Genomic DNA, 24,272 nt, shown 5'->3' on the forward strand with positions numbered 1-24,272 from the left:
TTTCTGAATTCCCTCTTACTGCCCTTCATTTCATTTTTAAAACAGCAATACCTATTTAATAATGCAGAAAATAATAATGATTATTTCGCTGTGCCTATTATTCATATCCTGTACAAAAGAAAAAACAGATTATGAAGCTGAAATTGGCACAGAAGAACCTGAAAAACTGGAATTTAAGGAAGCCTATTCCTTTGAAAAAAATGGCTATAAAGTAAGTGTAGAGGCTTTGAATGGTACTTTGACCAAAGGGTATAATGAGCTTAGGATCAGAGTTTTCAATAAACAAAGCAATGCAGAGGTCAATGCTGCATCGCTTGGCTTTTTACCGATTATGACAGGGATAGAGGGTAAACAAGTGTCATGTCCTCATCGCTATCAATTGACATATAATTCAGCGGAGAAGTTCTATGCTGCCTTCGCTGTATTTACAGAGCTCAGCAGTAATGAAAATAAATGGGACCTGTATATCAGGATGAACGTTGGAATGCAAGAATTGCTGATCAAGGAACCGATTACAGTAAAAGAACAGACCAATAAAAACCTGAACATGGTTTCCTTTTTCGGAAATGACAATGAACAATATTTTATTGCACTCTTGGGGCCTCGGTCTCCAAAAGTAGCTGAAAACAACTTGTTGGCAGCAGTGTACAAGTACAATAATCCTTTGGCTCCCTCAAAGACAGAGTTTCCTGATCCAAGTCTGTTCAATTATTCTGAAGTCAAAGGGTTTACCTTGAAATTGGATCCTAGGATGCCTGAACCTTCCATGGGAAACCATTCCTCGCCAAATAATAAGGACTTAGTTCAAGGGAAAGACGGTTTTTATCATGGCGTAGTAAACTATACCATGACCGGAAATTGGACCTTGAATTTCATTTTCATGAACCAAAACGGAAAAATACTTAAGGGAACTGAGGTTCCAAAGGATTTTACACCGGGTGTGGAAGGTAAAAAAAGTGAACTGTTCATTGATATATTATTCTAAAAGCTATGCGTAAAATCATTTCCATCCTTGTGCTTATCCTTATTTCCCTACAATCTCAAGCACAGGATACATTAAGGAATAAACAAGATACGGTTCAAAAGATTGAAGAGGTTAAAGTAAAAGGTGTTCGGAAACGGAAGATTGAGACGGAAATGAAAATGGCTGTTTCGGTGGATGAATTCCTAGCCTCATCAGATAAGATCAGTTTTATCAAGAGGGGAGCTTATGCTTGGGAGCCCATGCTGAACAATATGAGCTCGGAACGTTCGACCATTACCATTGACGGGATGCATATTTTTGGCGCCTGTACAGATAAAATGGATCCCATTACTTACTATGTGGAGAGCAATAATCTGTCAACCATTGATATCAAATCTGGTCAAGAAGGAAGCATGCATGGAGCCACAGTTTCTGGAAGCATTGATCTGAAGCGAAAAAGTACGGCATTTGATAGCGTTTCATATTATAAAGGCTCTTACCAAAGTGGCTTTGAGTTCAACAATAACCAATTCTTTAACTTAGGCAACCTTTCCTATAGTAGCGATAAGTTTGTAGCGGACGCAAGTGTTGCCTATCGTAAAGCAGGCAATTATCTTGATGGGAATAATGAGGAGGTCAAGCATTCGCAATACCGGAAGTTCAATAGTTCACTTGGACTTGCCTATAAGACCAGTGATCTTTCATCCATCCGAGTAGATGCAATCTTTGACCAAGCCAATGATGTAGGCTATCCTGCCTTACCAATGGACCTATGGCTTTCCAGGGCAATCATTACTTCAGTTGCCTATAAACAATTGTTTGAGGAGGGCCTATTTAAAGTTTGGGATACCAAAGTCTATTTTAATGCCATCGAACATTATATGGACGATACCAAAAGACCGGAAAATCTTGTTCATATGGATATGCCTGGCTGGAGCAATACATTTGGTCTGGTGTCTAGTGTGAACATGAAAGAAGGTCGGTACAGTTCAGATATCCAATTGAATGCCTATCAGAACCTATCGATTGCAGAAATGACCATGTATCCACAGGATCGTAGCAAGAAAACCATGTTTGCCTACAGTTGGCCTTGGGTAACTAGCAGATTTGCCAGTGTATCGATGAACAATTCCTATGATTTTACGGAAAATAGCAGATTAAATTTTGGTGGATCATTGGGCTATAACTATAACCATTCCAAGTATGTGGAATTTAACTGGATTTTTCACCCAGGTACTCCTCAGGAAAAGAGTAGGATCCTTCCAGGCTTACATGCCAGTTATGACTTAAGCGTTGAGAGGTTTAATTTTTCTGTGGGAACAGGTTATGGACAGCGAGCGCCGTCGGTATCAGAAGGTTATGGTTATTATATCTACAATAGTTTTGATCGCTACGATTATATCGGTAATCCAGATCTGAAAAATGAAATATCCTTTGAAGGAAATGCGAGTGCCGGTTACAAGACAGAAAGAATGGGGATCGATGCAAAGGTTAACTATTTCTACATTCAAAACTATATCGTAGGAAGGATCTTAAGCTTAGGGAGCCCGATGAACTACCAATCGGTAGGAGTAAAGGGATATACCTCTTTAGATCATGCCAGGATTTTCAATTTCAGTTTAAATGCTAATTATGATATCCTGCCACACCTGCATTGGAAAGGGAATGTAACCTATGCCCGTGCAACAGATGAAAGAGGCGGAAACCTACCTTTTATCAGGCCATTGAGCTATCAGACTTCCATACATTACATGTATAAGCAGTTTGGAATTCAGACCTCCCTAAATGGCGACATGGAACAGCGAAATTATAGCCCTGAGTATGGTGAAGACCTCACATCGGCCTATCAGGTATGGAATGTGTCGGCAGACTATAACCTGACCTTTGGGAAGTATACAGCCATGGTTCAGGTCGGAGCTGAAAACCTATTCAATGAATATTACAGCACTTATGCAGACTGGGGAAATATCCCAAGAATGGGAAGGAATATTTTTACGTCCATAAAATTAAGCTTCTAAGATGTTGGTTCGAGTAATAAGTGGTTTATTGATGTTATTGTCTGTGCTGGTCGGTTTTCAGCAGGCTATAATCGTTATGCACTTTAAGCTCAACCAAGAAAAGATTGAAATGGCTTATTGCGAGAACAAAAATAAGCCCGAGATGCAATGCCATGGACTTTGTCATTTGAAAAAACAATTGGAAGATCAGGAAAATTCAGAAACAGCACCCCCCAAGAATTATCCTAGGGTCGATATGCTCGTTGCTACAGATTTTGAATTTATTTTGAGTGATTATGATTCGGAATGCAGTGAAGTAATCACTGGTTATCAAGAAGTCTATTATAAGGAACCCTTAAGGGAGATTTTTATACCACCGCCTATCTATGATATAGTTTAAGTTTATATAATATAAGTTAATGTTTTAAAAATCAAATAATTAAAAAATAAATAAGAAATTAATCTAATGAAAAATTCAATTAAATATATTGCTGCTTTACTTGCTGTTTCTTTGTTCGTGTCCTGTTCTAAGGATAATGTTGATCCAGTAGCCAATAATATTACTTTACACTTTGATAATACCTTTAAGGGGAAAAGTATCGTACTTGGTGATGCAAATAGCAGTACCGCAAGCCAAAACACTTCAGCTGCCGGACAGGTACATCAGTTCTCTGAAATCAAGTATGTAATCAGTAACATTCGTTTGATCAAAGCAGAAGGTACGGAAATCCCATATAACATTAATGATCTAGATAAAGGGGCTGCTGTAATCAATCAAGCTAAAGCGACGACTTTAGATTTTGTGTTGAGCAATATCCCTTCAGGAGAGTACAAACAGATCAAATTTGGTCTGGGTGTAAAGCAGGAATTGAATACCTTGGATGAAACCAAGTTCCCTAACTTTTATAAAGCGGCAGGTGCCAATGATACCGAAATGATGTGGGAGTGGGGTTCAGGCTACCGTTTTACTAAACTTGAAGGTTTCTATGGAGCAGACCATAAAAAGATGTCTATCCATACCGGTAGTACAGTTGAAGGTAAAGAGGGAGCTTATACCCAAGGAGTAGATGCCTATAGAGAAATTTCTTTGAATCTGACTTCAGTAGCTACTGTAGGACGTACCTCTCCAAAAATCACCATCAATGCTGATTTTGATAAGTTATTAAGTGGAAAAACCAATACCATTACCTTGTCAACAGGTACTGGAATGGGTGACAATGCTACGCCGAATATCCATACTGCTGTGCAGATGGTGAAATTCGTTGACAATTTAGGTGGAAATGGAAGTAGCGACCTTTCAGGTATGTTCTCCATTAGCAAGGTAGAAAATTAATACATTAGAGCCTTTCTTATTCGAGAGTAAGGAAGGCTCTTTCTTTTATTTTTTCCATATGAGAAAGATAAAATGGTTAGTCGTTCTATTCCTTGTGCTTGGATTTGTGAGTTCCTGTCAAGACAGGGAAGAAATTGAAGAAATTCCATTTGACAATCCTGAAATACCCTTGGAGATCCCTTTGGATTTTCCTGCGATGAATTCTTCGGTTCAGGGGAATAAGCCTACAAAATATGGAGTGGAACTTGGGAAGATGCTCTTCAATGAAAAAAGGTTCAGCGGAAATAATACGATTTCCTGTGCTTCTTGCCATCAGCCTGAAAAGGCATTTGCGGATGAGAATCCTAAATCTATAGGGGTATACAATCGAGTTGGGCTAAGAAATACGCCTGCTGTCCAAAACATGGCCTTTATGAGGCATTATAATTGGGATGGTAATATCCTTCAACTAGAGAAACAGCCTTTGGTGCCTATCATTACCCATGAAGAGATGAATTCATCGATCATGGAAGTCATTGCTAAACTTCGGGATGATCCTACCTATAAAGAGATGTTCAGGAAGGCATTTGGCGATGAACAAATCACTGCTGACCGAATTTATAGAAGCATAGTTCAATTTGAATATACATTGATCAGTGCAAATAGTAAATACGATAGGGTTGTCCATCAAGGTAGGGAGCAATTTACCGAGTCGGAGGAAAAAGGGTTAAAAGTGTTTGAGGCGAAATGTAAAAGTTGCCATGGAACAGGGCTGTTTACCGATCAGAGCTTTCGGAATATTGGTTTCCCGATTAACCCTGATACAGAAGAGGCGGGACGGGCACGAGTAACGGGAGATCCAAAAGATTGGATGAGCTATCGGGTCCCTTCGTTGAGAAATATTGAATTTACTGCGCCTTATGGGAGCTTTGGGCAATTTAAGACGTTAAAAGACGTATTAGATTATATGGATCAAGGTGTTTTGTATGCAGAGAATTTAGATCCTATTTTTAAGGCAAATGGGAATAGGTTACCTATGAGTGAAGAAGAGAAAGCCGACATCATCGCTTTCCTGAAAACATTGAGCGATCATTCTTTTGTTGCTCGAAAATAATTGATTTTACATTCAAAACACTTATTGTTGGTTTAATTGGTCTATTGTGAGCAATAGATTTTGTATTTTTGTCATATTTGCATGAGCATAACATTAAATAGAAAATGGAGTTAAACTTAAAGCGCCCGTTGGCATTTTTTGATTTGGAAACTACGGGTGTCCAAGTGTCAAGTGATAGAATTGTAGAGCTTTCCATATTGAAGGTCAGTCCAGGTGGAAAAGAAGATACGTTGACAATGAAGGTGAACCCTGAGATTCCGATTCCGGCTGAGTCTTCTATGTTTCATGGGATTTATGATGAAGACGTAAAGGATTTGCCGAATTTCCAAGCGAGGGCGAAAGAAGTTGCTGATTTTATCGGAGATGCGGATTTAGCAGGATACAATTCAAACAAGTTTGATGTTCCAATGTTAATGGAAGAGTTTTTACGCGCAGGGGTTGACTTCTCTTTAGAGGGAAGGTCCTTTGTCGATGTACAGAACATTTTTCACCAGATGGAACAGAGAACGCTAAAGGCGGCTTATAAGTTTTATTGCAATGAAAGCCTAGATAATGCCCATACTGCTGAGGCCGATGTAAGAGCAACCTATGAAGTCTTGAAAGCACAGTTGTCCAAATATGAAAATGTAGAATATGAGGATAAGCATGGGGTTGTTTCTGTACCTGTAGTCAATGACGTTGAAGCTTTGCATTCATTTACCAACCTGAGCAAACCGGTGGATTTTGCCGGACGTTTGGTCTATGATGCGGATGGTGATGCAAGCATTAACTTTGGAAAACACAAAGGGAAAAAAGTTGTTGAGGTTTTTGATGTTGAACCGAGCTATTATGCTTGGATGCAAAATGGAGATTTCCCATTGTATACCAAGAAGGTATTGGAAGGGATTTGGAACGAGCATAAAAACAAGAAAAGAGAGGCAAGGGTAAACAACCCGGTCCAAGCAACAAGTCCAAGTAAGGATTTTAAAAAACCGGAAAGGAAACCAGAGCCAAGTAAACCCATTACCAATGATATGTTAAAGGGTTTGCAAGATAAATTTAAAAAATAAAGAACCATTCAATATTATGATGAATAAAGAACAAGAGATTGAACGTATTTCCTGTTTAATTATAGGATCAGGACCTGCTGGATACACTGCTGCCATTTACGCTGCACGTGCTGATTTAAAACCTGTTATTTATACGGGTATGGTTCCGGGAGGACAATTGACCCAGACTACAGAAGTTGATAATTTTCCGGGTTACCCACAGGGAATCACTGGTCCGGTAATGATGGAGGATTTACGTGCTCAAGCTGAGCGTTTTGGAACAGATGTACGTTTTGGATATGCTACGAAGGTTGATTTTTCAACGGATGGTGGAATCCATAAGGTAGAGATTGATGGGGTTAAGACCGTTGAGGCTGAAACTGTTATTATCGCTACAGGTGCAACTGCGAAATGGTTAGGATTGGATTCGGAAGAAAAATATAACGGATTTGGTGTTTCGGCTTGTGCTGTATGTGATGGATTTTTCTACAAAGGTCAAGATGTTGCCATTGTAGGAGCTGGAGATACGGCCGCTGAAGAAGCAACTTACTTAGCTAAGCTTTGTAGAAAGGTTTATATGTTGGTTCGTCGTGATGAATTCCGCGCTTCTAAAGCTATGGTTCATCGTGTGAACAATACGCCAAACATTGAAGTTCTTTATAATACGGAAGCAGTAGAGATTTTAGGAGATGGTCAAGTGGTAACCGGAGTACGAGTGATCAATAACGAAAGCAAAAATCTCCAAGACCTAGATGTTACGGGATTCTTTGTCGCTATCGGTCATAAGCCAAATACAGAGTTGTTCAAAGGGATCTTAGATATGGATGAAACTGGTTATTTGATAACCAAAGCCGATAGTACGGCTACCAATATCCCTGGTGTTTTTGCTTGTGGAGATGTTCAAGACCATGTTTTCCGTCAAGCGATCACAGCTGCAGGAACTGGTTGTATGTCTGCATTAGAAGCAGAGCGCTATTTAATGGCTAAGGAAGACGTGGTGCTTTCTTAATATAGACAAAAGACATTAGACATTAGACAACAGATCTTTTATTTCGCCGATTGTAAGGGAGTCTATTAGATTTTTTTAATTGGTGTTTTGAAATATTTAATAATGAAGAGCCTTTCTAATTTTTAGAGAGGCTCTTTTTGATGTTTGAACCAGGATTAAATGGATGAGAGGATGTACCAAGATTTGGGGAAGAACCAGGATTAAATGGATGAGAGGATGTACCAAGATTTTGGGGAAAGAACCAGGATTGAATGGATGAGAGGATGTGCCAAGATTTGGGGAAAGAGCCAGGATTGAATGGATGAGAGGATGTACCAAGATTATTATCAACAAGTCGCTGGAAAGTCCCCAATATAGAAGGGGCGTATTGCATACGCCCGCTCCATGCAAACCAAAAATAATATCAATTCTGATTAAATCTTGACGCAGGAAGAGTCTCGGAAAAACACAATACTCCATCATTTCCATAAATATTTCTATTCTTTTTTATGGATAAATAAGGTCTTGTGTCTTATGTCTGTTGTCTATATTAAAATCTATATCCGATAGAGATACCAGCGCGGATACCTCCCCAGGGGCTTTTTGCTTTTAGGGAAGCGCCTTGAGCATCTACTGTGGTTTCAATATCTACAACATCATTCTGTAAGTTTTCAAGCTCTTCTCTTAGGTATTGCTGCTCTTGAGGAGAAAGGTCCATTTTTCCTGATATAGTTCCGCTAGCGCCGCCATAATGTGGTCCAAGGATTCGAAGATCCATGAATACTGATTTTGCAAGTTTAAATTGAGACCCAATAACGAAACCGAAGCCCCAAGTTCCGATTCCACCTTTAAGAGGAACTGTTTCTGTGGTTCCTTGGTCAGTTTCATAAGGATAATTGGTTGTGATGTTGTACTTTCCATATTTGAAGAAAGGACCTACGTAAAATCCTCTTCCACCATCTCCATTTTTGCTTGTATAGAATCTGAATTCGGGAGAGAAAGTAAAATGGTCTAAAGTAGCATCATTGGTAAAGTTTTCATCTTCGATCAATTCTTCAATAGTTTTTTTGAAGTGGAGGGATGATTTACCTCTAAATCCAATACTAGCATTAACACTCATTTTGGGAGCTACCATGCGTTCGTATTCGAAAGCAAAAGTTTTACCAACCAAGGGTAAAAGATTGAACTTTACGGTATTCTGTTGTGCTAAAGTCAAGGATGGGAGTAAGCATAGGGCGAAGGTTATGGACAGAAGCGCGAGTCCAAGGGAATTTTTATTTTTCATTGTGAGTTAACATTTGGTTTTGATAGTCCAAATATATTTAACTACAATGAAAGCCACAATACCTAAAAGTTGGTATTTTATAAAACTGAAAAATATTTTAGCGCATTCCAGATTCCATCATTATCTACATCATCTGTGACGTAGTTGGCGATTTCCTTTACCTCTGGGTTAGCATTCCCCATTGCGACACCTAGCTGAACGTGTTTAAGCATGCTGATGTCGTTTCCACCATCACCGAAAGCCATTGTGTTTTCCAATGGAATACCAAAATGCTTGCAGAATATGTCAATCCCCACCTTTTTACTTAAGCCTTTTGGGTTTACATCGGCAAATAGCGGAGTCCATCTCGAAGCAAGAGAATTCGGCATTACGGTTTCCATAAACTGCTTTTCTTCCTCAGGCCCTAAGAAGATATTGGTCTGTAAAATACTATGGATATCAACCTTTTCCATGTCGACCAATTTTGGAACCGGTAGGTTGAGGTGGGCATACATGCCGGCAATTTCAGGAGTTACATCATGAATGGTAATCTCTTGTTCAGACATAAAGGAGAAACTAAGGGGTTTTTCCTTTGCATACTCAATCACGGACTGTATATCCTGACTGGCAATGGTCTGCTTGAATAGCACTTCAAAATCATGGGTAAGGCAATAACCGCCATTAAAGGTGATATATCCATCGAAATCCAAAAATTTGATATGATCAATACTGTTTATGGATCTCCCTGTTGAAAGAATGGTTTTGATGCCATGAGTCTGAAGTAATCTGATTGCTTCAACGGTTGATTCAGGTACTTTGTGGGTCTTGAAACTCAATAAGGTTCCATCAATATCAAAAAATACGGCTTTAATTTTAGGATTTAGCATGCCCAAAGGTACGTAAATTGGGCCAATTAGCCTAGGAAATGGAGGTTGATTTAGCTGCTTGGGCAACCATTAAACATTGATTTGACCATCCTAGCTGAATTTGTTTGTAGGCAATGATTATCTTTGTACTGAAATAATAATGGTATGACTATATTCATGGATTTTTTAGGTGAGCTGGAAGGGATGCTTTTAAGAAAAGAACTGCAAAAAATTTCTTTAGGAAATTACCGAGGTGAAGAGGCTAATTTAAAAAATATCTATATAAAGCCTGTGTTAATAAAACAGGACTTAATGCTTTCATTTGTTTATCGTTATCAAACGAAAGATATCACTAAGAATTATTCCATTGAAGATTCGATAAAAGAGCTGGAAAAGCTGGTGGACTTTAGAGGATTCAGACAGGTGAATGTTCAGAACCTCAGTGAAAATCTGGTTTTTCAGATGAACAAAAAAGGAGAATGGCGCCTGCAAAAAGAAAAGGTTGAGCAGAGAAAGGAGCAGTCCTTGTCTCATGATAAAATCAAGGACCGAAAAATTGCGGATTCCAGTAAGGTCTATCTGCATCAGTTAAACCTTACTGATGGGGAAGGAAAAGTGTTCAAGAATGCCCAGGATAAATGGAAGCAAATCAATCATTATATCGAATTATTGAGTTCGTCCTTAGCAGGTCTTCCTTCTAAGGAAATGCTGAAAGTAGTGGATATGGGCGCAGGAAAAGGTTATCTGACCTTTGCACTTTATGATTACCTAAGAAATAGCCTGGGGAAACAGGTGGAAGTAGTGGGGATAGAATACAGGAAGGATTTGGTTGATTTCTGCAATCAGGTTGCTCAAGATTCAGGATTTGATGCCCTGCGTTTTGAGGAGGGAAGCATTGAAGATTATCAAACAGTTGAAGGAATAGATGTACTGATTGCCTTGCATGCCTGTGATACAGCTACGGATGATGCCATATTCAAAGGCATCCAAAATGATGCTGAACTTATTGTGGTGGCTCCTTGTTGCCATAAGCAGGTCAGGAGGGAATTGGAAGCGGTGAAAGCTAAGAATGACCTGGATTTTATGACCCAATATGGTATTTTTTTAGAAAGGCATGCAGAGATGCTAACGGATAGCATACGTGCCTTGATCTTGGAGTATTATGGTTATGAAATGCGAGTCATGCAGTTTATTTCGGATCAGCATACACCAAAAAATGTCATGTTGGTCGGCTCTAAGCGAAAGATAGAGCCTAAGAAGCAGGTTGAAATCTTAGAAAAGATCAAAAGTCTGAAAGCTTATTTTGGAATCAATTACCAGCACTTGGAACGTTTGTGTGGCCTTGATATATAAGTTTTTACATTAGTTTAGTTAATATATTTATTTAGATAATAGACAGGCTTTTTATTTATCGTTTATGTATCAACAAACCAGTTGTTCATTTGGAATAAGGTAATTCCGGATAATAGTCCAAAAAACCTGTGCATTTAGGTCACAAAGTTCTATCTTTGTGTCTTGAAAAATTGTAGCGATGAGAATTTCTTATAATTGGTTAAAGAATTTTATTGATATAGATAAAACCCCACAGGAGCTTTCCTTAATCTTGACAGATATTGGTTTAGAAGTAGAGTCCTTGGAGGTTGAACAGAGTATTCCTGGAGGATTGGAAGGGTTGGTTGTTGGAGAAGTGATTACTTGTGAGCAACATCCAAACGCTGATAAACTAAAAGTAACAACAGTAAACGTAGGTAAACCTGAGTTATTGAATATCGTGTGCGGTGCGCCAAACGTACGCACTGGTTTAAAAGTTATAGTAGCACAGGTTGGCACAACCTGTCACCCTACATCAGGAGATCCTTTTAAAATTACCAAGTCCAAAATCCGTGGCGAAGCATCCGAAGGGATGCTTTGTGGTGAGGATGAAATTGGTTTGGGTACTTCACATGCAGGTATCGTAGAGCTAGATTCTGACGCCGAAATTGGCAGTTTGGTGAAATCATACTTCAATATGGAGGATGATTATTGCTATGAAATCGGGTTGACACCAAACCGTGCAGATGCGGCATCCCATTTAGGTGTGGCAAGAGATTTAGCGGCTTATTTCAGGTCGAATGTAAAAGCTCTGGATTTAGGTTCGTTTCAAGAGGTGTCAACAAGTGGAACTGCGGTAAAAGTAGATGATGTAGAAGATGCCCCTCGATATTCTGGGATAAATATCAAGAATATCAAAGTTGGAGAGTCTCCGGAATGGTTAAGAAATAAATTAAGTGCAATTGGTGTTCGCTCGATCAACAATATCGTCGATGTAACCAATTATATCCTTCATGATTTAGGACAACCTTTACATGCATTTGACCAGGACAAGATTTCTGGAAATCAGGTAATTGTTAGGAAAGCGAAAGAAGGTGAATTGTTCAAGACTTTGGATGGCATAGAGCGTAAGTTGTCATCAGAGGATTTAGTGATTGCAGATGCTGAGAAACCGATGTGTATTGCTGGGGTTTTCGGTGGTGAATATTCTGGAGTTACGGAAGGAACGACTTCGATTTTCCTAGAGTCGGCATACTTTAACCCGGTAACGGTTAGGAAAACATCGAAAAGACACGCGTTGAAAACAGATTCATCATTCCGTTTTGAGCGTGGAACCAATCCGGATATTACTGTAGAGGCTTTGAAAAAAGCGGCTATCCTGATTGCTGAAGTTGCCGGTGGGGAAGTGTCATCCAATATTGTTGACCTGTACCCAAATCCTATAAAACCATTTGAGTTTCCAGTAAGCTATCAAAATATTCAACGTGTCATCGGAAAAGACATTCCCGCGGAAACGATTAGAGAGATTATCGTGAGTTTAGGCATTGAGCTTGAAAATGAGACTGCTGAGGGGTTTGATGTCAAGGTACCTGCTTATAAAGTAGATGTCATCCGTGAGATTGATGTGGTTGAAGAAGTATTGCGCATCTATGGATACAACAATATTGAACTAAAGACGCAGATCAAAGCTTCCTTAAATACCTCGGAGAAACCAGATAAGGAAGTTGTGTTGAACCAGATTGCAGATCTATTGATCGCTAATGGGTATAGGGAGATCTTGGCGAATTCATTGACCAAAGATGATTACCTGGAAAATGAGGAGACTGCTGTGAAGCTGTTAAATCCATTGAGTAGCGATTTGGACGTGATGCGTCAGAACCTGTTGTTTTCTGCTTTGATTGCCATTGGATACAATCAAAAACGCAAGAATGCAGACCTAAAGATCTTTGAATACGGAAGGTCGTATAATTTAGTTGAAGGTAATTACGTAGAAAAGCAATTGTTCTCTATCGCTATTTCAGGAAAGAAAGAAGCGGAGCAATGGAATAATAATGCCAAAGGCGTAAGTTTCTATGATATCAAAGCAGTTGTAGACGATATCGTCAAAAGACTGAAAGTAGAAGGTATCCGCGTTGAGGATTATGTTGGGACGTACTTTGATTATGGATTGAGCTATAGAAAAGGAGAGAAGGTCTTGGTTTCCTTTGGGGCGGTTTCAAAAGCTAACCTGAAGAAAACAGATGTTGATGGACCGGTATTCTTTGCGCAATTTGATTGGGACTTGATGATTAAAGTGATCAAGAAAAATAAAATCACGTACAAGGAAGTTTCAAAATTCCCATCCGTAAGACGCGATTTAGCGTTGTTGCTGGATGATCAGGTGACCTTTGAGCAATTGCGTTTAATTGCCACAAAGACAGAGAGAAAGTTATTGAAGGATGTTCAGATATTTGATGTCTATAAGGGTGATAAATTGCCGGAGGGTAAGAAGTCATATGCCTTGAGTTTTACGCTTCAGGACGAAGAAAAAACACTTACAGACAAACAAATTGATGCAATTATTCAAAAATTAATTATTAACTTTGAGAAAGAAGTAGGCGCATCAGTGCGCTAAAAATTTATACATTAATTGCGAAATACTATGGCGTCATTATCTTCCCAAATGAATATTATCGTTGAGAAAACGAAAAATCTTATTCAATTGTGTGAAGCCTTGCAAGAGGAGAATGACTTGTTAAAGTTAGAAGTTCAATCATTGCAAGTTGCATTTGATACGAGTTCGGATAAAGTTAAGCAGCTGGAAGACAAGGTGAAAGCCTTGGCGGTTGCTAAAACATTAGACAATTCGGAGATCGATAAAGACGCTATAAATGAAAAAGTACTTGACACAAAACGAAAAATTAACGATTTTGTGCGAGAAATAGACAAATGTATAAGTCTATTGAAGTAGGAAAAGGGAGTAGGAGAATAGACTTATTACGTTATTAAGCTCAAAGAAAATGGGAGAGATTTCCATAAAAATAAATATAGCAGACCGAGTATATCCTTTACGTGTTGAGACGGAGGAGGAAGAGGTGATTCGATATGCCGCGAAGCTAATAAACGAGAAAATTAAAGAACTGCAGGATAACTATGCGGTTCGTGATAAGCAAGACTTGTTGTCGATGTGTGTATTGCAATATGCCACGGGGATGATCAAGGCTGAGCGGAATAGTCAGAACCAGGATTCTGGTCTGGAGCATTCCATTCATGAACTGGACAATATTCTGACAGATTTCTTCAAAAAATAAAACGTTTACGTTCTTAGAATTTAGAGCTTGTAACGACGAATTTGCCGCAATTAAATTCGGGTTGTCACTATTTTAAACTTAACGCTTCAATATCACGAGCAATTTTAAAGATGTAGGCCATTTTGCGAAAGCCATCTAGGTCATGATCATACGCTCAAATCATGTGTAATCGAAGTTTAATAATACATGGTACCTGATTTATTTAATTGCGGTTTTTTTTTGGAAATTAAATGCTATTACATTAACATATTAAATTATAAATAATAACAAATGGAGTTATCAACTACTATATCAATAATAATTTCACTGGTTGTCGGTGTTTTTATTGGACGATATCTTTTGCAGATGTTGTTCAAGAAGCAGGAGCAATCAGCGAATGATAAGGCTGCCCAAATAGTAAGGGATGCAGAGCAACAAGCGGATCATATAAAAAAGCAGCGTCAGCTAGAAGCAAAAGAGAAGTTTTTGCAATTGAAGGCTGAGCATGAAAAAGAAGTCAACCAAAAGAATAATACCATCTCCCAAAAAGAGAATACCATTCGTCAGAAAGAACAGTCATTAAATCAAAAATTGGAGAATCTAAATCGTGAAAAACAGGATTTGGATAACAAAACCAAGAAATTGGATCAAATGATTGAGTTCAATGACAAGAAAAAGGAAGAGGTAGAGCAGCTAAAAGGCCAACATATCAAGCAATTGGAGAGTATGGCTGGACTGTCTGCTGAGGAAGCTAAAGAACAGTTAGTGAATTCATTGCGTGAAGAAGCTCGTTCTCAAGCGATCATGCAGATCAAGGACATCGTTGATGAAGCGAAATTAACAGCTTCGAAAGAGGCCAAGAAAGTAGTTATCCAAACTATACAACGTACAGCTACTGAATCTGCCATTGAAAATACGGTATCTATCTTTAACATTGAAAATGATGAGATCAAAGGTCGTATCATTGGACGTGAAGGTCGTAATATTAGAGCACTTGAGGCTGCAACGGGTGTAGAGATTATCGTAGATGATACCCCAGAAGCGATTATCCTTTCTGGCTTTGATCCTGTACGTCGTGAAATTGCCCGTTTATCATTACATAGATTGGTTACGGATGGTCGTATCCACCCAGCACGTATCGAGGAGGTTGTTGCAAAGACCCGTACGCAGATTGAAGATGAAATCGTTGAAATCGGTGAACGTACCGTCATTGATTTAGGTATTCATGGTCTACACCCTGAACTGATCAGGATGGTGGGAAGAATGAGATATCGTTCTTCATATGGTCAAAACCTATTACAGCACTCACGTGAGGTTGCGAATTTTGCGGCTACGATGGCGGCGGAATTGGGACTTAATGTGAAACATGCGAAGCGAGCTGGATTGCTGCACGATATTGGGAAGGTGCCCGATGATAACCCAGAATTGCCTCACGCGATCTTGGGGATGCAATTGGCCGAGAAATATAAGGAACATCCAGATGTATGCAATGCGATTGGTGCTCACCACGACGAGATCGAGATGACTTCGATGATATCTCCGATCGTTCAGGCATGTGATGCAATTTCAGGTGCCCGTCCAGGAGCTAGACGTGAGGTCGTAGAAAGCTACATCAAACGTTTGAAGGAACTAGAAGACCTAGCTTTGTCATATCCAGGTGTGGAGAAAACATTTGCTATCCAAGCAGGACGTGAACTGCGTGTTGTGGTTGAAAGCGAGAAAGTATCTGATGCGCAAGCTGAGATCTTGGCAGCAGATATTTCAAACCGTATCCAGACAGAGATGACTTATCCAGGTCAGATCAAAGTAACAGTCATTAGAGAGACCAGATCGGTTTCTTATGCAAAATAACATTCAATTAGAATTTATAGGAAAGCCCGTCATTTGATGGGCTTTTTCTTTTTCCCTTGTATTAGAATTTGATTAGAATTCCATAAAATAGCATTAAGGTATGGGCTAAATGGCTAAATTTGAAATAATTAAAAGAAATGCAAGTATTAGTTGTAGAAGATGATCATCGGATAAGTTCCTTCTTAATTAAAGGTTTAGAGGAAAATGGTTTTTTGGTTACCCTTTGTAAAACCGCGGAGGATGCCTTGTTGGAGGAGAACCTTAAAATTGATTGGGATGTCATTGTTTTGGACATTATGTTGCCTGGAATCGATGGGGTGCAGTTATTGCAGACCTTACGCTATAAACAGGTCTATGCTCCTGTATTAATGCTGAGTGCCTTGAACAGTATTCAAGACAAGGTGACTTCCTTGGATTATGGTGCCGATGATTATTTGACCAAGCCTTTCCATTTTGAGGAACTGCTGTCGCGGATCAATGCCCTGAGCAGGAGAAAGCAATACCATAATCAGGAAAAGCCGAAGAGTCCGATTTTGGAATTTGATGAGCTGCAGATCGACACGGATCAATATAAAGTCTTTTTAAAGGGGGAACTGGTGGACCTCTCGCCAAGGGAATTCAAATTGCTGATGTACCTGATAGAAAACCGAAATAAGACGGTTAGCCGAATGCAAATATTAAATGCAGTTTGGGGCATCACATTTAACAATCACAGCAATGTAGTGGATGTATATATATCCTATTTGAGAAATAAAGTTGAAAGCCAAGATCAGAAGTTTATCCAAACCGTAAAAGGAATTGGATATATGTTTAAGTATGATTCATGAAGTTAAAGCATAGGTTAGCCTTATATTCGATCTGTATCTTTAGCGTTGTTACGCTATTGATATCAGTTGTTATTTATTTTGCCTATTACGTGCAGATGGAAAAATCTGAGCAACATGCTTTGGAAAGTAAATCATTATTGGCAGCCATCTATTATCTGGAACGCGATGAGTTGAGCAGTCTGGACCATGAAAATATCCAAAAGCAATTGCAGAAGACTATTTCCAGAAGAGATATTGTTGTATTTGATAGTCTTGATAAAAGGAAGGCTGGAGACATGTCCGTAATTTCTGATATTTCAAAGGATTTTATAGGGCAGGTTCGGTCGGATAAAAATTCATTCTTTAACACTGATCATTTCTTTTATAACGGTATTTTCTATAATGATAACGAAGGGGATTTTGTCATAGTCACCCGAGAATCCAAAGAGGGCTTCAATAATCAGATGCAGTCATTATTTCATATCTTGATTATTGCATTTTTTGTTGGACTGAGTATAATTTACTTCTTTTCAAGGTTCCTGGGCTATATTGCTTACCAGCCAATAGTCGATGTAATCAAACAGATCAAGGACCGAGATAGCAAGAACTTTGAAAAACCTATCCAATTGGAGAGATCCTATTCAGAAATCCAGGATTTGGTGAACACCTATAACCTGTTTGTAGATCGCATCTCTCAAACCTTCAATGTTCAGAAAAATTTCATTGATTATGTTTCCCATGAACTCAGGACTCCGATTACTGCCCTTTTAGGTACCTTGGAGGTGACCAACCAAAGGGAGCGGAGCAAAGCGGAGTATGAAGATGTAATCCAACAACTAAAGCAATATACCACTGATCTGGAAGAGACCTTGGAAAACATGATGTTGCTGTCTGGAGCAAAAACAAGCTTTGAGTTCTCAAGATTAAGAATTGATGAGATTATTTGGCAGGTCATTGAAAATGCGGTTCTCTATTACCAAGCTGATATTGAGGTGAAAATTGAAGTAGAGGATGCTAACTTAATGGAATGGGAGGGTAATGAGAAGCTCTTGGCTTTAGCCTTCAATAATATCATTGAGAATGCAATAAAGTATTCAAACAATAAGAAAGTAACTGTGATCCTTCATGAGGACCTAGGCAGGTTGGAGGTGTTAGTGGTAGACCAGGGGATTGGCATATCTCAGGAGGACCTCAAAAAAGTAAAGGAAAACTTTTACCGAGGGGAAAACACAGATAAATTTTCAGGTAAGGGAATTGGTCTCTCTATGGCCAACATTATCTTTGTATTGCACAAAGTTGAAATGAAACTACAAAGTGAAGGGATGGGCACACAGGTCTCTCTCAAATTCTAATCAAATTCTAATCTAATTTAAAACTCACCTTAATCTGCAAATTATAGGTTTGCAGAAAATATTAATGGTGAAGAAATTCTATCTAATTTTCGTATTAAGCTGCCTTGCTGTTATTCTGCAAGCCCAGACCTATTCCCTAGAGGATTTAGAATCCCAGTTTCTGAAAAACAATTTGCAGTTAATCGCGAATAAGTTTCATATAGAAAAGTCTGAAGCATTGATCGTTCAGGAGAAGCTGTGGGCCAACCCAAATCTTACCGTTGACAACCTGAACCTTTGGGCTAACCGATCTTTTGAAACCATGCCCAACCTCATCGGCAATTTCGGAAGTAAACAGCAGCTCAATATGGAATTAGAACAGCTGATCGAGACAGCTGGGAAGAGAAAGAAACGAGTAGCCATTAAAACATTGGAGAAGACTTCTGCCCAGCTGGAGTTTGAGGAAATCCTCAGGCAATTAAAGCTAGAATTAAGAACCAACTTTTATAGCCTACAAAGAATTCAATTGGAAGAAAATCAATTGCAATCCATATTGGAATTGTTCTCCAAATTGAATGAGCAATATAAGATGCAAGCTGAAAAACAGCATGTTTCCCAGGTAAGTTTTTTAAGGGTCCATACCGAGCTAATCGGTATCCAGAAGGAGCTTTTGGATTTAAAGAGCCAAAAAAATGAGATCCTCCAGCAATTAAGAACCCTTACTCAATTACCAGATCTGAAAGCAGATCAATTATCCTTTGATGGATTTCATGTTGGCGAGAAGACTTTATTACCGGCCGAGCTAAAAGAACTAGCTAATTCCCAAAATATTTATTTGCGTTCGATGGCCAATGATATTCAGCTTTCTGAAGGTCAGTTGAGATTGGAGAAGGCACAGAAAACCCCAAACTTAAACCTATTGATGAATTATGAGCGCGGAGGTAATGTGATGAGTAATTTCATTGGTATTGGGGTGAACATTGAATTGCCCATCTTCAACAGAAATAAGGGAAATATCCAAGCTGCAAAAATCCAGGTTGAACAAGGTCAAGCCCAGTTTCAAGCTAGGCAATTAGAAATAGGAAATGAGATCGATAAGCTATTGAATAAACTTGCTTTATTCCGGGAGAACCTGACAAACTGGAAGGATACTAATACTGCAGCACAACAAAGAGTTTTAGAGAATTATATCAAATATCTTCAGGAACAACAGGTTACCCTCATCGAATTCATTGATTTTTCCCAAGCTTTTCGTGAAGCTCAGCAAGCCTATTTGGAATTACAGGAAAGTTATTTAATCACATTTGAACAACTACAGTATGTAGTTGGCCAGGAACTATAATAATGAAAAATATTAAAAGTTTACCCTTAGGTTTAATTACCCTGATTGCATGTTGCACTGGCTGTGGAAGCAGCCAGCAGCAACAAATTGACGTACAGGATAGCACAAAAGGGTTTTGTATCAGCGATCAATTAAAAAAGACTACAGAAATTATTACGGTCAAGGAAAGCCCCATTGTAGAGCAATTGACCTTATCCGGAAAGATTGAATATAATGAGAATGATCTGGTTACCTTTCGTAGTTTATTGCTTGGCGTAGTCGATCGTGTTGATTTTGAGCTTGGTGACCAAGTTAAAAAGGGTCAGGTCCTGGCAACCATCAAATCAACGGAAATCCAAAGTCTGTTTCAACAGAAGAATGCACAGCAAAACCAGATCAATCTACTAGCGAAACTTTTGGTAACCAAGAAAGACCTGTTGAAAGACGGGATGATTTCAGAGCCTGAAATGCTGCAAGTGGAGCATGAACTGGAAAGTGCCAAGATTGAATTGAAACGCATCAATCAATCTTTGCAGCTTTATCATGCCGTAGGCGAGGGGACTTTCCAGATTTTAGCACCAAAAAATGGTTATATCATCCAAAAAGATATCAGCCAAGGGCAAATCATTACCCAGGAAAGCAATCCCTTGTTTTCTATTTCGAATCTGAAGGAAGTTTGGGTGATGTTGAACGTCTATGCAAGTAACCTTAGGTTTATCAAAACTGGAGACCAGGTTAAGGTGAGGACAATTGCATATCCAGATCAGGTCTATACCGGGAAAATAGATAAAATATACAATGTATTTGATGCCAATGAGCATGTAATGAAGGCACGGGTGGTATTGGAGAACCAAAACCTTAACCTGATGCCCGGCTTGAGTGCCGATATCATAATCGATAAAATAAAATCAGAAGAAACAGCATTAGCCATTCCAAATAAGTCTCTTGTATTCAGTAATAATGAAAATTTCATGGTTGTTTACAAGGGAGATTGCCAATTGGAAGCAAAGAAGCTTGATATTATTTCGAGCAATGAAGAAGTGACCTATGTAAGCAATAAATTAGAAGCGAACGAAAAGGTTATTGGTAGCAATGCACTATTGATTTTTGAACAGATTAAGGGCTTGTAAGGATGAAGAAGTTTGTTCAAAATATAGTAACCTTTTCATTAAGGAATACCACTTTTATTTTATTTGCCACGTTTGCCCTTTTGTTTGCGGGTATTTATGCGCTCAAACATACAGCGATTGAGGCCTTTCCTGATGTTACCAATACGCGGGCGAGGATTATCATCCAATGGCCAGGTCGAAGTGCAGAGGAGGTGGAGAAGCTGGTCACTTTGCCGATTTCCAAGGAGATGAACAGTATTCCTAAGAAATCAAATATCCGTTCGATTTCTTTATTTGGTCTGTCTGTGGTAACTGTACAGTTTGAGGATGGGGTAGATGACTTTTATGCGCAGCAGTATGTTTCTAATAAATTAGCGGGAATAGACCTTCCAGAAGGAACGGAAGTAGAGGTAGAGCCACCTTCAGGTGCTACAGGAGAAATCTTTAGATACATCATTAAAAGCGATCTGCCGATCAAGGAAATATCAGCGATCCAAGATTGGGTAATTGAAAGGGAGCTTCTTGGCGTACCTGGAGTGGCCAATGTGATCAGTTTTGGAGGCGAGGAAAAAATCTATGAGATCAAGATCAATCCGACCGAACTAAAGAATTTCAGTCTGACACCGCTCGATGTTTATGAAGCTGTATCAAAATCCAATATCAATGTGGGCGGGGATGTAATCCAACAAGGAGATCAAGCCTATGTGGTGCGTGGTGTCGGGTTATTGGACAAGATTGAAGATATAGGAAATATTACGGTCAAATTAAATGGCTCTACGCCAGTTTTGATTAAAAATGTTGCAGAGGTTGTAGTTTCCAATAAACCACGGTTGGGTCGCGTGGGATACAATGAGCAGGAAGATGTTGTGGAAGGGATTGTGGTCATGTTGAGAGGGGAGAACCCATCCGAGGTTATTGGATTGCTTAAAGAGAAGATCGAAGAATTAAATACAAGGACATTACCGGACAATGTCAAGATCGAAACAGCGGTTGACCGGACGAAATTGGTGGACAGCACGGTCAAGACCGTATCAAAAAACATTGTTGAAGGTGTTTTACTGGTATCCCTGATTGTATTTATCTTCCTATATAATTGGAAATCCACCTTTATTGTAGCTTCTGTTATTCCGCTTTCATTCTTATTTGCCATAATAATGCTGAAGATCCAAGGGTTACCAGCGAATCTGATTTCAATGGGCTCTTTGGATTTCGGTTTACTCTTGGAGGGAACCCTGGTTATTGTGGAAACGGTATTTGTCGCTTTAGCGACGCTATCCCATAAGGTAGGTCCGGAACGGTTTGCAAAGATGTCCAAGATGGGAGTAATCAAGAAAAGTGCAGGTAGTGTAGCTTCCTATATTTTCTTCGCATTGATGATTCTGATCGTTGCGTTATTACCTATTTTCTCTTTCCAGAAGGTTGAAGGGAAGATGTTTACCCCATTGGCTTTTACTTTAGGATATGCATTGTTAGGTTCCTTGATATTAAGTTTAACCTATGTTCCTGCTATGTGCAAGTTGCTTTTTACCAAAGGCATGGAAGAGAAAGAAAACTTTGTGACCAGATTCTTTCATAGATCTATCTATGGAATTTATAGTTATGCCCTGAAATTCAAAAAAATAACCCTTGTTGTTTTTATTGGCATTCTAGCATTATGTTCGATAAAGTTTATGAATTATGGTTCTGAATTCCTTCCTCAATTAAATGAAGGGGCCATTTATATCCGAGCGACTTTGCCCAATAGCATTAATCTGGATGAATCTAGCCGGCTGACCAAAGAAATGAAGCAATTGATGGTGGAGACCTGTCCGGAGATTGATTTTATCTTAACCCAAACCGGTAGACCCAATGATGGGACTGATCCCACAGGCTTCTTTAATATTGAGTTCAACGTCCAATTGACTGAACAAAATACTTGGAAACGAGGATTGGATAAGGAGGAGATCATCGAGGAACTGAGGGAGAAATTGAATCAATACCCAGGGATTAATTTTGGATTTAGCCAACCCATTCAAGATAACGTAGAGGAATATGTGGCCGGAGTTAAGAGTTCTTTGGTTATTAAGATCTTTGGTGATGACCTGTACAAGTTAGAAGACTATGCAAATCAGGTATCAGATGCGATCGGCAAGGTTCGAGGGATTACAGATATCAACGTTTATAAGAATATAGGTTTGCCAGAATTAAGAATTCAGCTTCATGATTCTAAAATGGCGAAGTATGGCATCTTTACCAAGGATGTACAAGCCGTTATCGCGATGACCATTGGTGGACAGGCGGCAACCAAATTTTATGAAAAAGATCGACAGTTTGATGTGGTCCTCCGATTCAATAAAGAATATAGGGATACACCTGAAAAAATAGGGAATATCCTCATACCGACAAGTACCGGAGAGAATATCCCGTTGCAAGAGATAGCAAGCATTGGGTATGTGACTGGACCTGCCTTTATCTATCGTGAGGGCAATAGCAGATACATTGGTATTGGCTTTAGTATATCGGGAAGGGATCTAGGAAGTACGATTGAGGAGGCAAAAGAGGTAGTAGCCAAATCCATAAAACTTCCTAAAGAAAATTATATGGAATGGGCTGGTGAATTTGAAAGCAAGGAACGGGCAACCAAACAATTAATGACGGTTATTCCTATTTCCCTGGTTCTGATCCTCATATTGCTTTACAGTAATTTTGGAAATATGAAAGATACAGCCATTGCTGCTATTACCATTCCATTTGCCTTTATTGGCGGCTTCCTGTCTTTATGGATCACAGGTACCATCTTTGGGATTTCCGCTGGTATCGGATTGATTATCCTCTTCGGTGTAAATACCATCAATGGAATCATCCTGATCGCTGTGATGAAGGAGTACCTGAAAAAGAAACCGCTGAAAGAAGCCATCGACCAAGGTGTGAAAAGTAGGATCAGATCTATTGTGATGATTGCCCTGATGGGTTCGATGGGATTGCTACCTGCTGCGCTCTCCAGTGGGATGGGGTCTGAAATACAGAAGCCCTTAGCCATTATGATTGTTGGTGGCCTATTGATCTGTTTGATACTTTCCTTTGCAGTGTTGCCGGTAGTATTCTATTATGCATATAGAAAGGACAAAATGTTAGCAAAGAATAGTTAACTTTGCAGGCATGAAGAAAAAGGCTCATGAAACCAATAAAAAGGTAGAATTTTCCAGACCTGTAGAGAAACATTTTTACGAATTGGATCAAACATATGGAACAGGAAACTTTGCCTTATATGCCATATTTATTTTTTTGGCCTTCTTTGGAATCATGGGATTGATATGGATGATCCCTTTTCCTCAATTAGAATTTTTGGTTAAGATGAATGCCCATACGTTCTTGAACTGGGGGTCATTTTTCATAGCAATAGTTATCTACTGTTATTTGAAATTGGCACCGACCCTTTCTTATGCCGTGCTATTCACGATTGGGATCATGAGTTATTTCATCGTCCAACTGGAATATGTTGAACGAGATGGTGGGCCAACGGTCATCTTAGTGTGCAGTATTATTGCATTAATTGGACTAATTGGACTGTTCTTAAGCAGCAATAAGGTGAAAAAAGGAAATGCTTCCTTCTTGAATCTATTGACGATTGGCCCCATTTGGATGTGGTCAAAAGTATTCGATAAATTGAAGTGGAAATATTGATCCATTTGATTTAGACCCATAAAGAAATAATAATAAAGGCTAGTCTTCCGATATGGGGAAAACTAGCCTTTATTTATT

20 protein-coding genes are annotated in these 24,272 nt (G+C 39.1%); 18 read left to right on the top strand and 2 right to left on the bottom strand.

Annotated features, from left to right (window positions below):
* Nucleotides 1-61: 61 nt before the first annotated feature.
* The 7 genes from NLF99_RS18185 to trxB all read left to right on the top strand — a co-directional run bounded on the left by NLF99_RS18185 (nucleotide 62) and on the right by trxB (nucleotide 7,424).
* The gene (locus tag NLF99_RS18185) at nucleotides 62-985 is read left to right on the top strand and encodes a hypothetical protein (protein ID WP_254529955.1); all 924 of its coding nucleotides are present in this window, start codon (nucleotides 62-64) and stop codon (nucleotides 983-985) included.
* Nucleotides 986-990: 5 nt separating this feature from the next.
* The gene (locus tag NLF99_RS18190) at nucleotides 991-2,982 is read left to right on the top strand and encodes a TonB-dependent receptor (RefSeq protein ID WP_254529957.1); all 1,992 of its coding nucleotides are present in this window, start codon (nucleotides 991-993) and stop codon (nucleotides 2,980-2,982) included.
* A gap of 1 nt (nucleotide 2,983) precedes the next feature.
* A complete protein-coding gene (locus tag NLF99_RS18195; protein WP_254529959.1) occupies nucleotides 2,984-3,361 on the top strand; it encodes a hypothetical protein in 378 nt (125 codons plus the stop codon).
* 66 nt (nucleotides 3,362-3,427) lie between these two features.
* A complete protein-coding gene (locus NLF99_RS18200; RefSeq protein WP_185211880.1) occupies nucleotides 3,428-4,294 on the top strand; it encodes an MbnP family protein in 867 nt (288 codons plus the stop codon).
* 58 nt (nucleotides 4,295-4,352) lie between these two features.
* Nucleotides 4,353-5,387, top strand: a complete 1,035-nt coding sequence (locus NLF99_RS18205) for a cytochrome-c peroxidase (RefSeq protein WP_254529961.1) — start codon at nucleotides 4,353-4,355, stop codon at nucleotides 5,385-5,387.
* A 104-nt stretch (nucleotides 5,388-5,491) separates the two neighbouring features.
* Entirely contained in the window at nucleotides 5,492-6,436 is a 945-nt protein-coding gene (locus tag NLF99_RS18210; RefSeq protein WP_254529963.1) for a 3'-5' exonuclease, read from the top strand.
* Between the two features lie 19 nt (nucleotides 6,437-6,455).
* Entirely contained in the window at nucleotides 6,456-7,424 is a 969-nt protein-coding gene (gene trxB / locus NLF99_RS18215; protein WP_185212099.1) for a thioredoxin-disulfide reductase, read from the top strand.
* 529 nt (nucleotides 7,425-7,953) lie between these two features.
* Here trxB and NLF99_RS18220 read toward each other — a convergent pair.
* Nucleotides 7,954-8,688 (bottom strand): DUF3575 domain-containing protein, encoded by a 735-nt coding sequence (locus NLF99_RS18220; protein WP_254529965.1) that lies wholly within the window; start codon nucleotides 8,686-8,688, stop codon nucleotides 7,954-7,956.
* A gap of 77 nt (nucleotides 8,689-8,765) precedes the next feature.
* Complete coding sequence (locus NLF99_RS18225) at nucleotides 8,766-9,554, bottom strand: Cof-type HAD-IIB family hydrolase (RefSeq protein WP_185211884.1); 789 nt, start codon at nucleotides 9,552-9,554, stop codon at nucleotides 8,766-8,768.
* Nucleotides 9,555-9,698: 144 nt separating this feature from the next.
* On the opposite strand from NLF99_RS18225, the gene NLF99_RS18230 reads away from it, so the two are divergent.
* The 11 genes from NLF99_RS18230 (at nucleotide 9,699) to NLF99_RS18280 (ending at nucleotide 24,194) form a co-directional block, all read left to right on the top strand.
* Entirely contained in the window at nucleotides 9,699-10,886 is a 1,188-nt protein-coding gene (locus NLF99_RS18230) for an SAM-dependent methyltransferase (protein ID WP_254529967.1), read from the top strand.
* 178 nt (nucleotides 10,887-11,064) lie between these two features.
* A complete protein-coding gene (gene pheT / locus NLF99_RS18235) occupies nucleotides 11,065-13,458 on the top strand; it encodes a phenylalanine--tRNA ligase subunit beta (protein ID WP_254529969.1) in 2,394 nt (797 codons plus the stop codon).
* A 27-nt stretch (nucleotides 13,459-13,485) separates the two neighbouring features.
* Nucleotides 13,486-13,794, top strand: a complete 309-nt coding sequence (locus tag NLF99_RS18240) for a hypothetical protein (protein WP_093095920.1) — start codon at nucleotides 13,486-13,488, stop codon at nucleotides 13,792-13,794.
* Nucleotides 13,795-13,843: 49 nt separating this feature from the next.
* Nucleotides 13,844-14,134, top strand: coding sequence for a cell division protein ZapA (locus tag NLF99_RS18245; protein ID WP_185211888.1), 291 nt, complete (start codon nucleotides 13,844-13,846; stop codon nucleotides 14,132-14,134).
* Nucleotides 14,135-14,404: 270 nt separating this feature from the next.
* Nucleotides 14,405-15,964 carry a ribonuclease Y gene (rny, locus tag NLF99_RS18250; protein ID WP_254529971.1) on the top strand — a complete coding sequence of 520 codons (1,560 nt, stop codon included), beginning with the start codon at nucleotides 14,405-14,407 and terminating at the stop codon, nucleotides 15,962-15,964.
* 137 nt (nucleotides 15,965-16,101) lie between these two features.
* The gene (locus NLF99_RS18255) at nucleotides 16,102-16,791 is read left to right on the top strand and encodes a response regulator transcription factor (protein WP_254529973.1); all 690 of its coding nucleotides are present in this window, start codon (nucleotides 16,102-16,104) and stop codon (nucleotides 16,789-16,791) included.
* Nucleotides 16,788-18,122, top strand: a complete 1,335-nt coding sequence (locus NLF99_RS18260) for a HAMP domain-containing sensor histidine kinase (RefSeq protein ID WP_214648476.1) — start codon at nucleotides 16,788-16,790, stop codon at nucleotides 18,120-18,122. Before NLF99_RS18255 ends, NLF99_RS18260 begins: the two co-directional genes overlap by 4 nt.
* 49 nt (nucleotides 18,123-18,171) lie before the next feature.
* Complete coding sequence (locus NLF99_RS18265; protein WP_254529975.1) at nucleotides 18,172-19,443, top strand: TolC family protein; 1,272 nt, start codon at nucleotides 18,172-18,174, stop codon at nucleotides 19,441-19,443.
* 2 nt (nucleotides 19,444-19,445) lie between these two features.
* Nucleotides 19,446-20,552, top strand: a complete 1,107-nt coding sequence (locus tag NLF99_RS18270; RefSeq protein ID WP_254529977.1) for an efflux RND transporter periplasmic adaptor subunit — start codon at nucleotides 19,446-19,448, stop codon at nucleotides 20,550-20,552.
* A gap of 2 nt (nucleotides 20,553-20,554) precedes the next feature.
* Complete coding sequence (locus tag NLF99_RS18275; protein ID WP_254529979.1) at nucleotides 20,555-23,659, top strand: efflux RND transporter permease subunit; 3,105 nt, start codon at nucleotides 20,555-20,557, stop codon at nucleotides 23,657-23,659.
* A gap of 10 nt (nucleotides 23,660-23,669) precedes the next feature.
* A complete protein-coding gene (locus NLF99_RS18280) occupies nucleotides 23,670-24,194 on the top strand; it encodes a hypothetical protein (protein WP_254529981.1) in 525 nt (174 codons plus the stop codon).
* Nucleotides 24,195-24,272: the final 78 nt, after the last annotated feature.

Source organism: Sphingobacterium sp. LZ11T8 (assembly GCF_024261425.1).
GTDB lineage: Bacteria > Bacteroidota > Bacteroidia > Sphingobacteriales > Sphingobacteriaceae > Sphingobacterium.

Coding starts and splice junctions, on each gene's coding strand:
- NLF99_RS18195 (WP_254529959.1), top strand. CDS start 2,984: ATGTTGGTTCGAGTAATAAGTGGTTTATTGATGTTATTGTCTGTGCTG.
- NLF99_RS18185 (WP_254529955.1), top strand. CDS start 62: ATGCAGAAAATAATAATGATTATTTCGCTGTGCCTATTATTCATATCC.
- NLF99_RS18245 (WP_185211888.1), top strand. CDS start 13,844: ATGGGAGAGATTTCCATAAAAATAAATATAGCAGACCGAGTATATCCT.
- NLF99_RS18205 (WP_254529961.1), top strand. CDS start 4,353: ATGAGAAAGATAAAATGGTTAGTCGTTCTATTCCTTGTGCTTGGATTT.
- rny (WP_254529971.1), top strand. CDS start 14,405: ATGGAGTTATCAACTACTATATCAATAATAATTTCACTGGTTGTCGGT.
- NLF99_RS18190 (WP_254529957.1), top strand. CDS start 991: ATGCGTAAAATCATTTCCATCCTTGTGCTTATCCTTATTTCCCTACAA.
- NLF99_RS18275 (WP_254529979.1), top strand. CDS start 20,555: ATGAAGAAGTTTGTTCAAAATATAGTAACCTTTTCATTAAGGAATACC.
- NLF99_RS18255 (WP_254529973.1), top strand. CDS start 16,102: ATGCAAGTATTAGTTGTAGAAGATGATCATCGGATAAGTTCCTTCTTA.
- NLF99_RS18230 (WP_254529967.1), top strand. CDS start 9,699: ATGACTATATTCATGGATTTTTTAGGTGAGCTGGAAGGGATGCTTTTA.
- NLF99_RS18225 (WP_185211884.1), bottom strand. CDS start 9,554: ATGCTAAATCCTAAAATTAAAGCCGTATTTTTTGATATTGATGGAACC.
- NLF99_RS18210 (WP_254529963.1), top strand. CDS start 5,492: ATGGAGTTAAACTTAAAGCGCCCGTTGGCATTTTTTGATTTGGAAACT.
- NLF99_RS18280 (WP_254529981.1), top strand. CDS start 23,670: ATGAAGAAAAAGGCTCATGAAACCAATAAAAAGGTAGAATTTTCCAGA.
- pheT (WP_254529969.1), top strand. CDS start 11,065: ATGAGAATTTCTTATAATTGGTTAAAGAATTTTATTGATATAGATAAA.
- NLF99_RS18240 (WP_093095920.1), top strand. CDS start 13,486: ATGGCGTCATTATCTTCCCAAATGAATATTATCGTTGAGAAAACGAAA.
- NLF99_RS18200 (WP_185211880.1), top strand. CDS start 3,428: ATGAAAAATTCAATTAAATATATTGCTGCTTTACTTGCTGTTTCTTTG.
- trxB (WP_185212099.1), top strand. CDS start 6,456: ATGAATAAAGAACAAGAGATTGAACGTATTTCCTGTTTAATTATAGGA.
- NLF99_RS18270 (WP_254529977.1), top strand. CDS start 19,446: ATGAAAAATATTAAAAGTTTACCCTTAGGTTTAATTACCCTGATTGCA.
- NLF99_RS18220 (WP_254529965.1), bottom strand. CDS start 8,688: ATGAAAAATAAAAATTCCCTTGGACTCGCGCTTCTGTCCATAACCTTC.
- NLF99_RS18260 (WP_214648476.1), top strand. CDS start 16,788: ATGAAGTTAAAGCATAGGTTAGCCTTATATTCGATCTGTATCTTTAGC.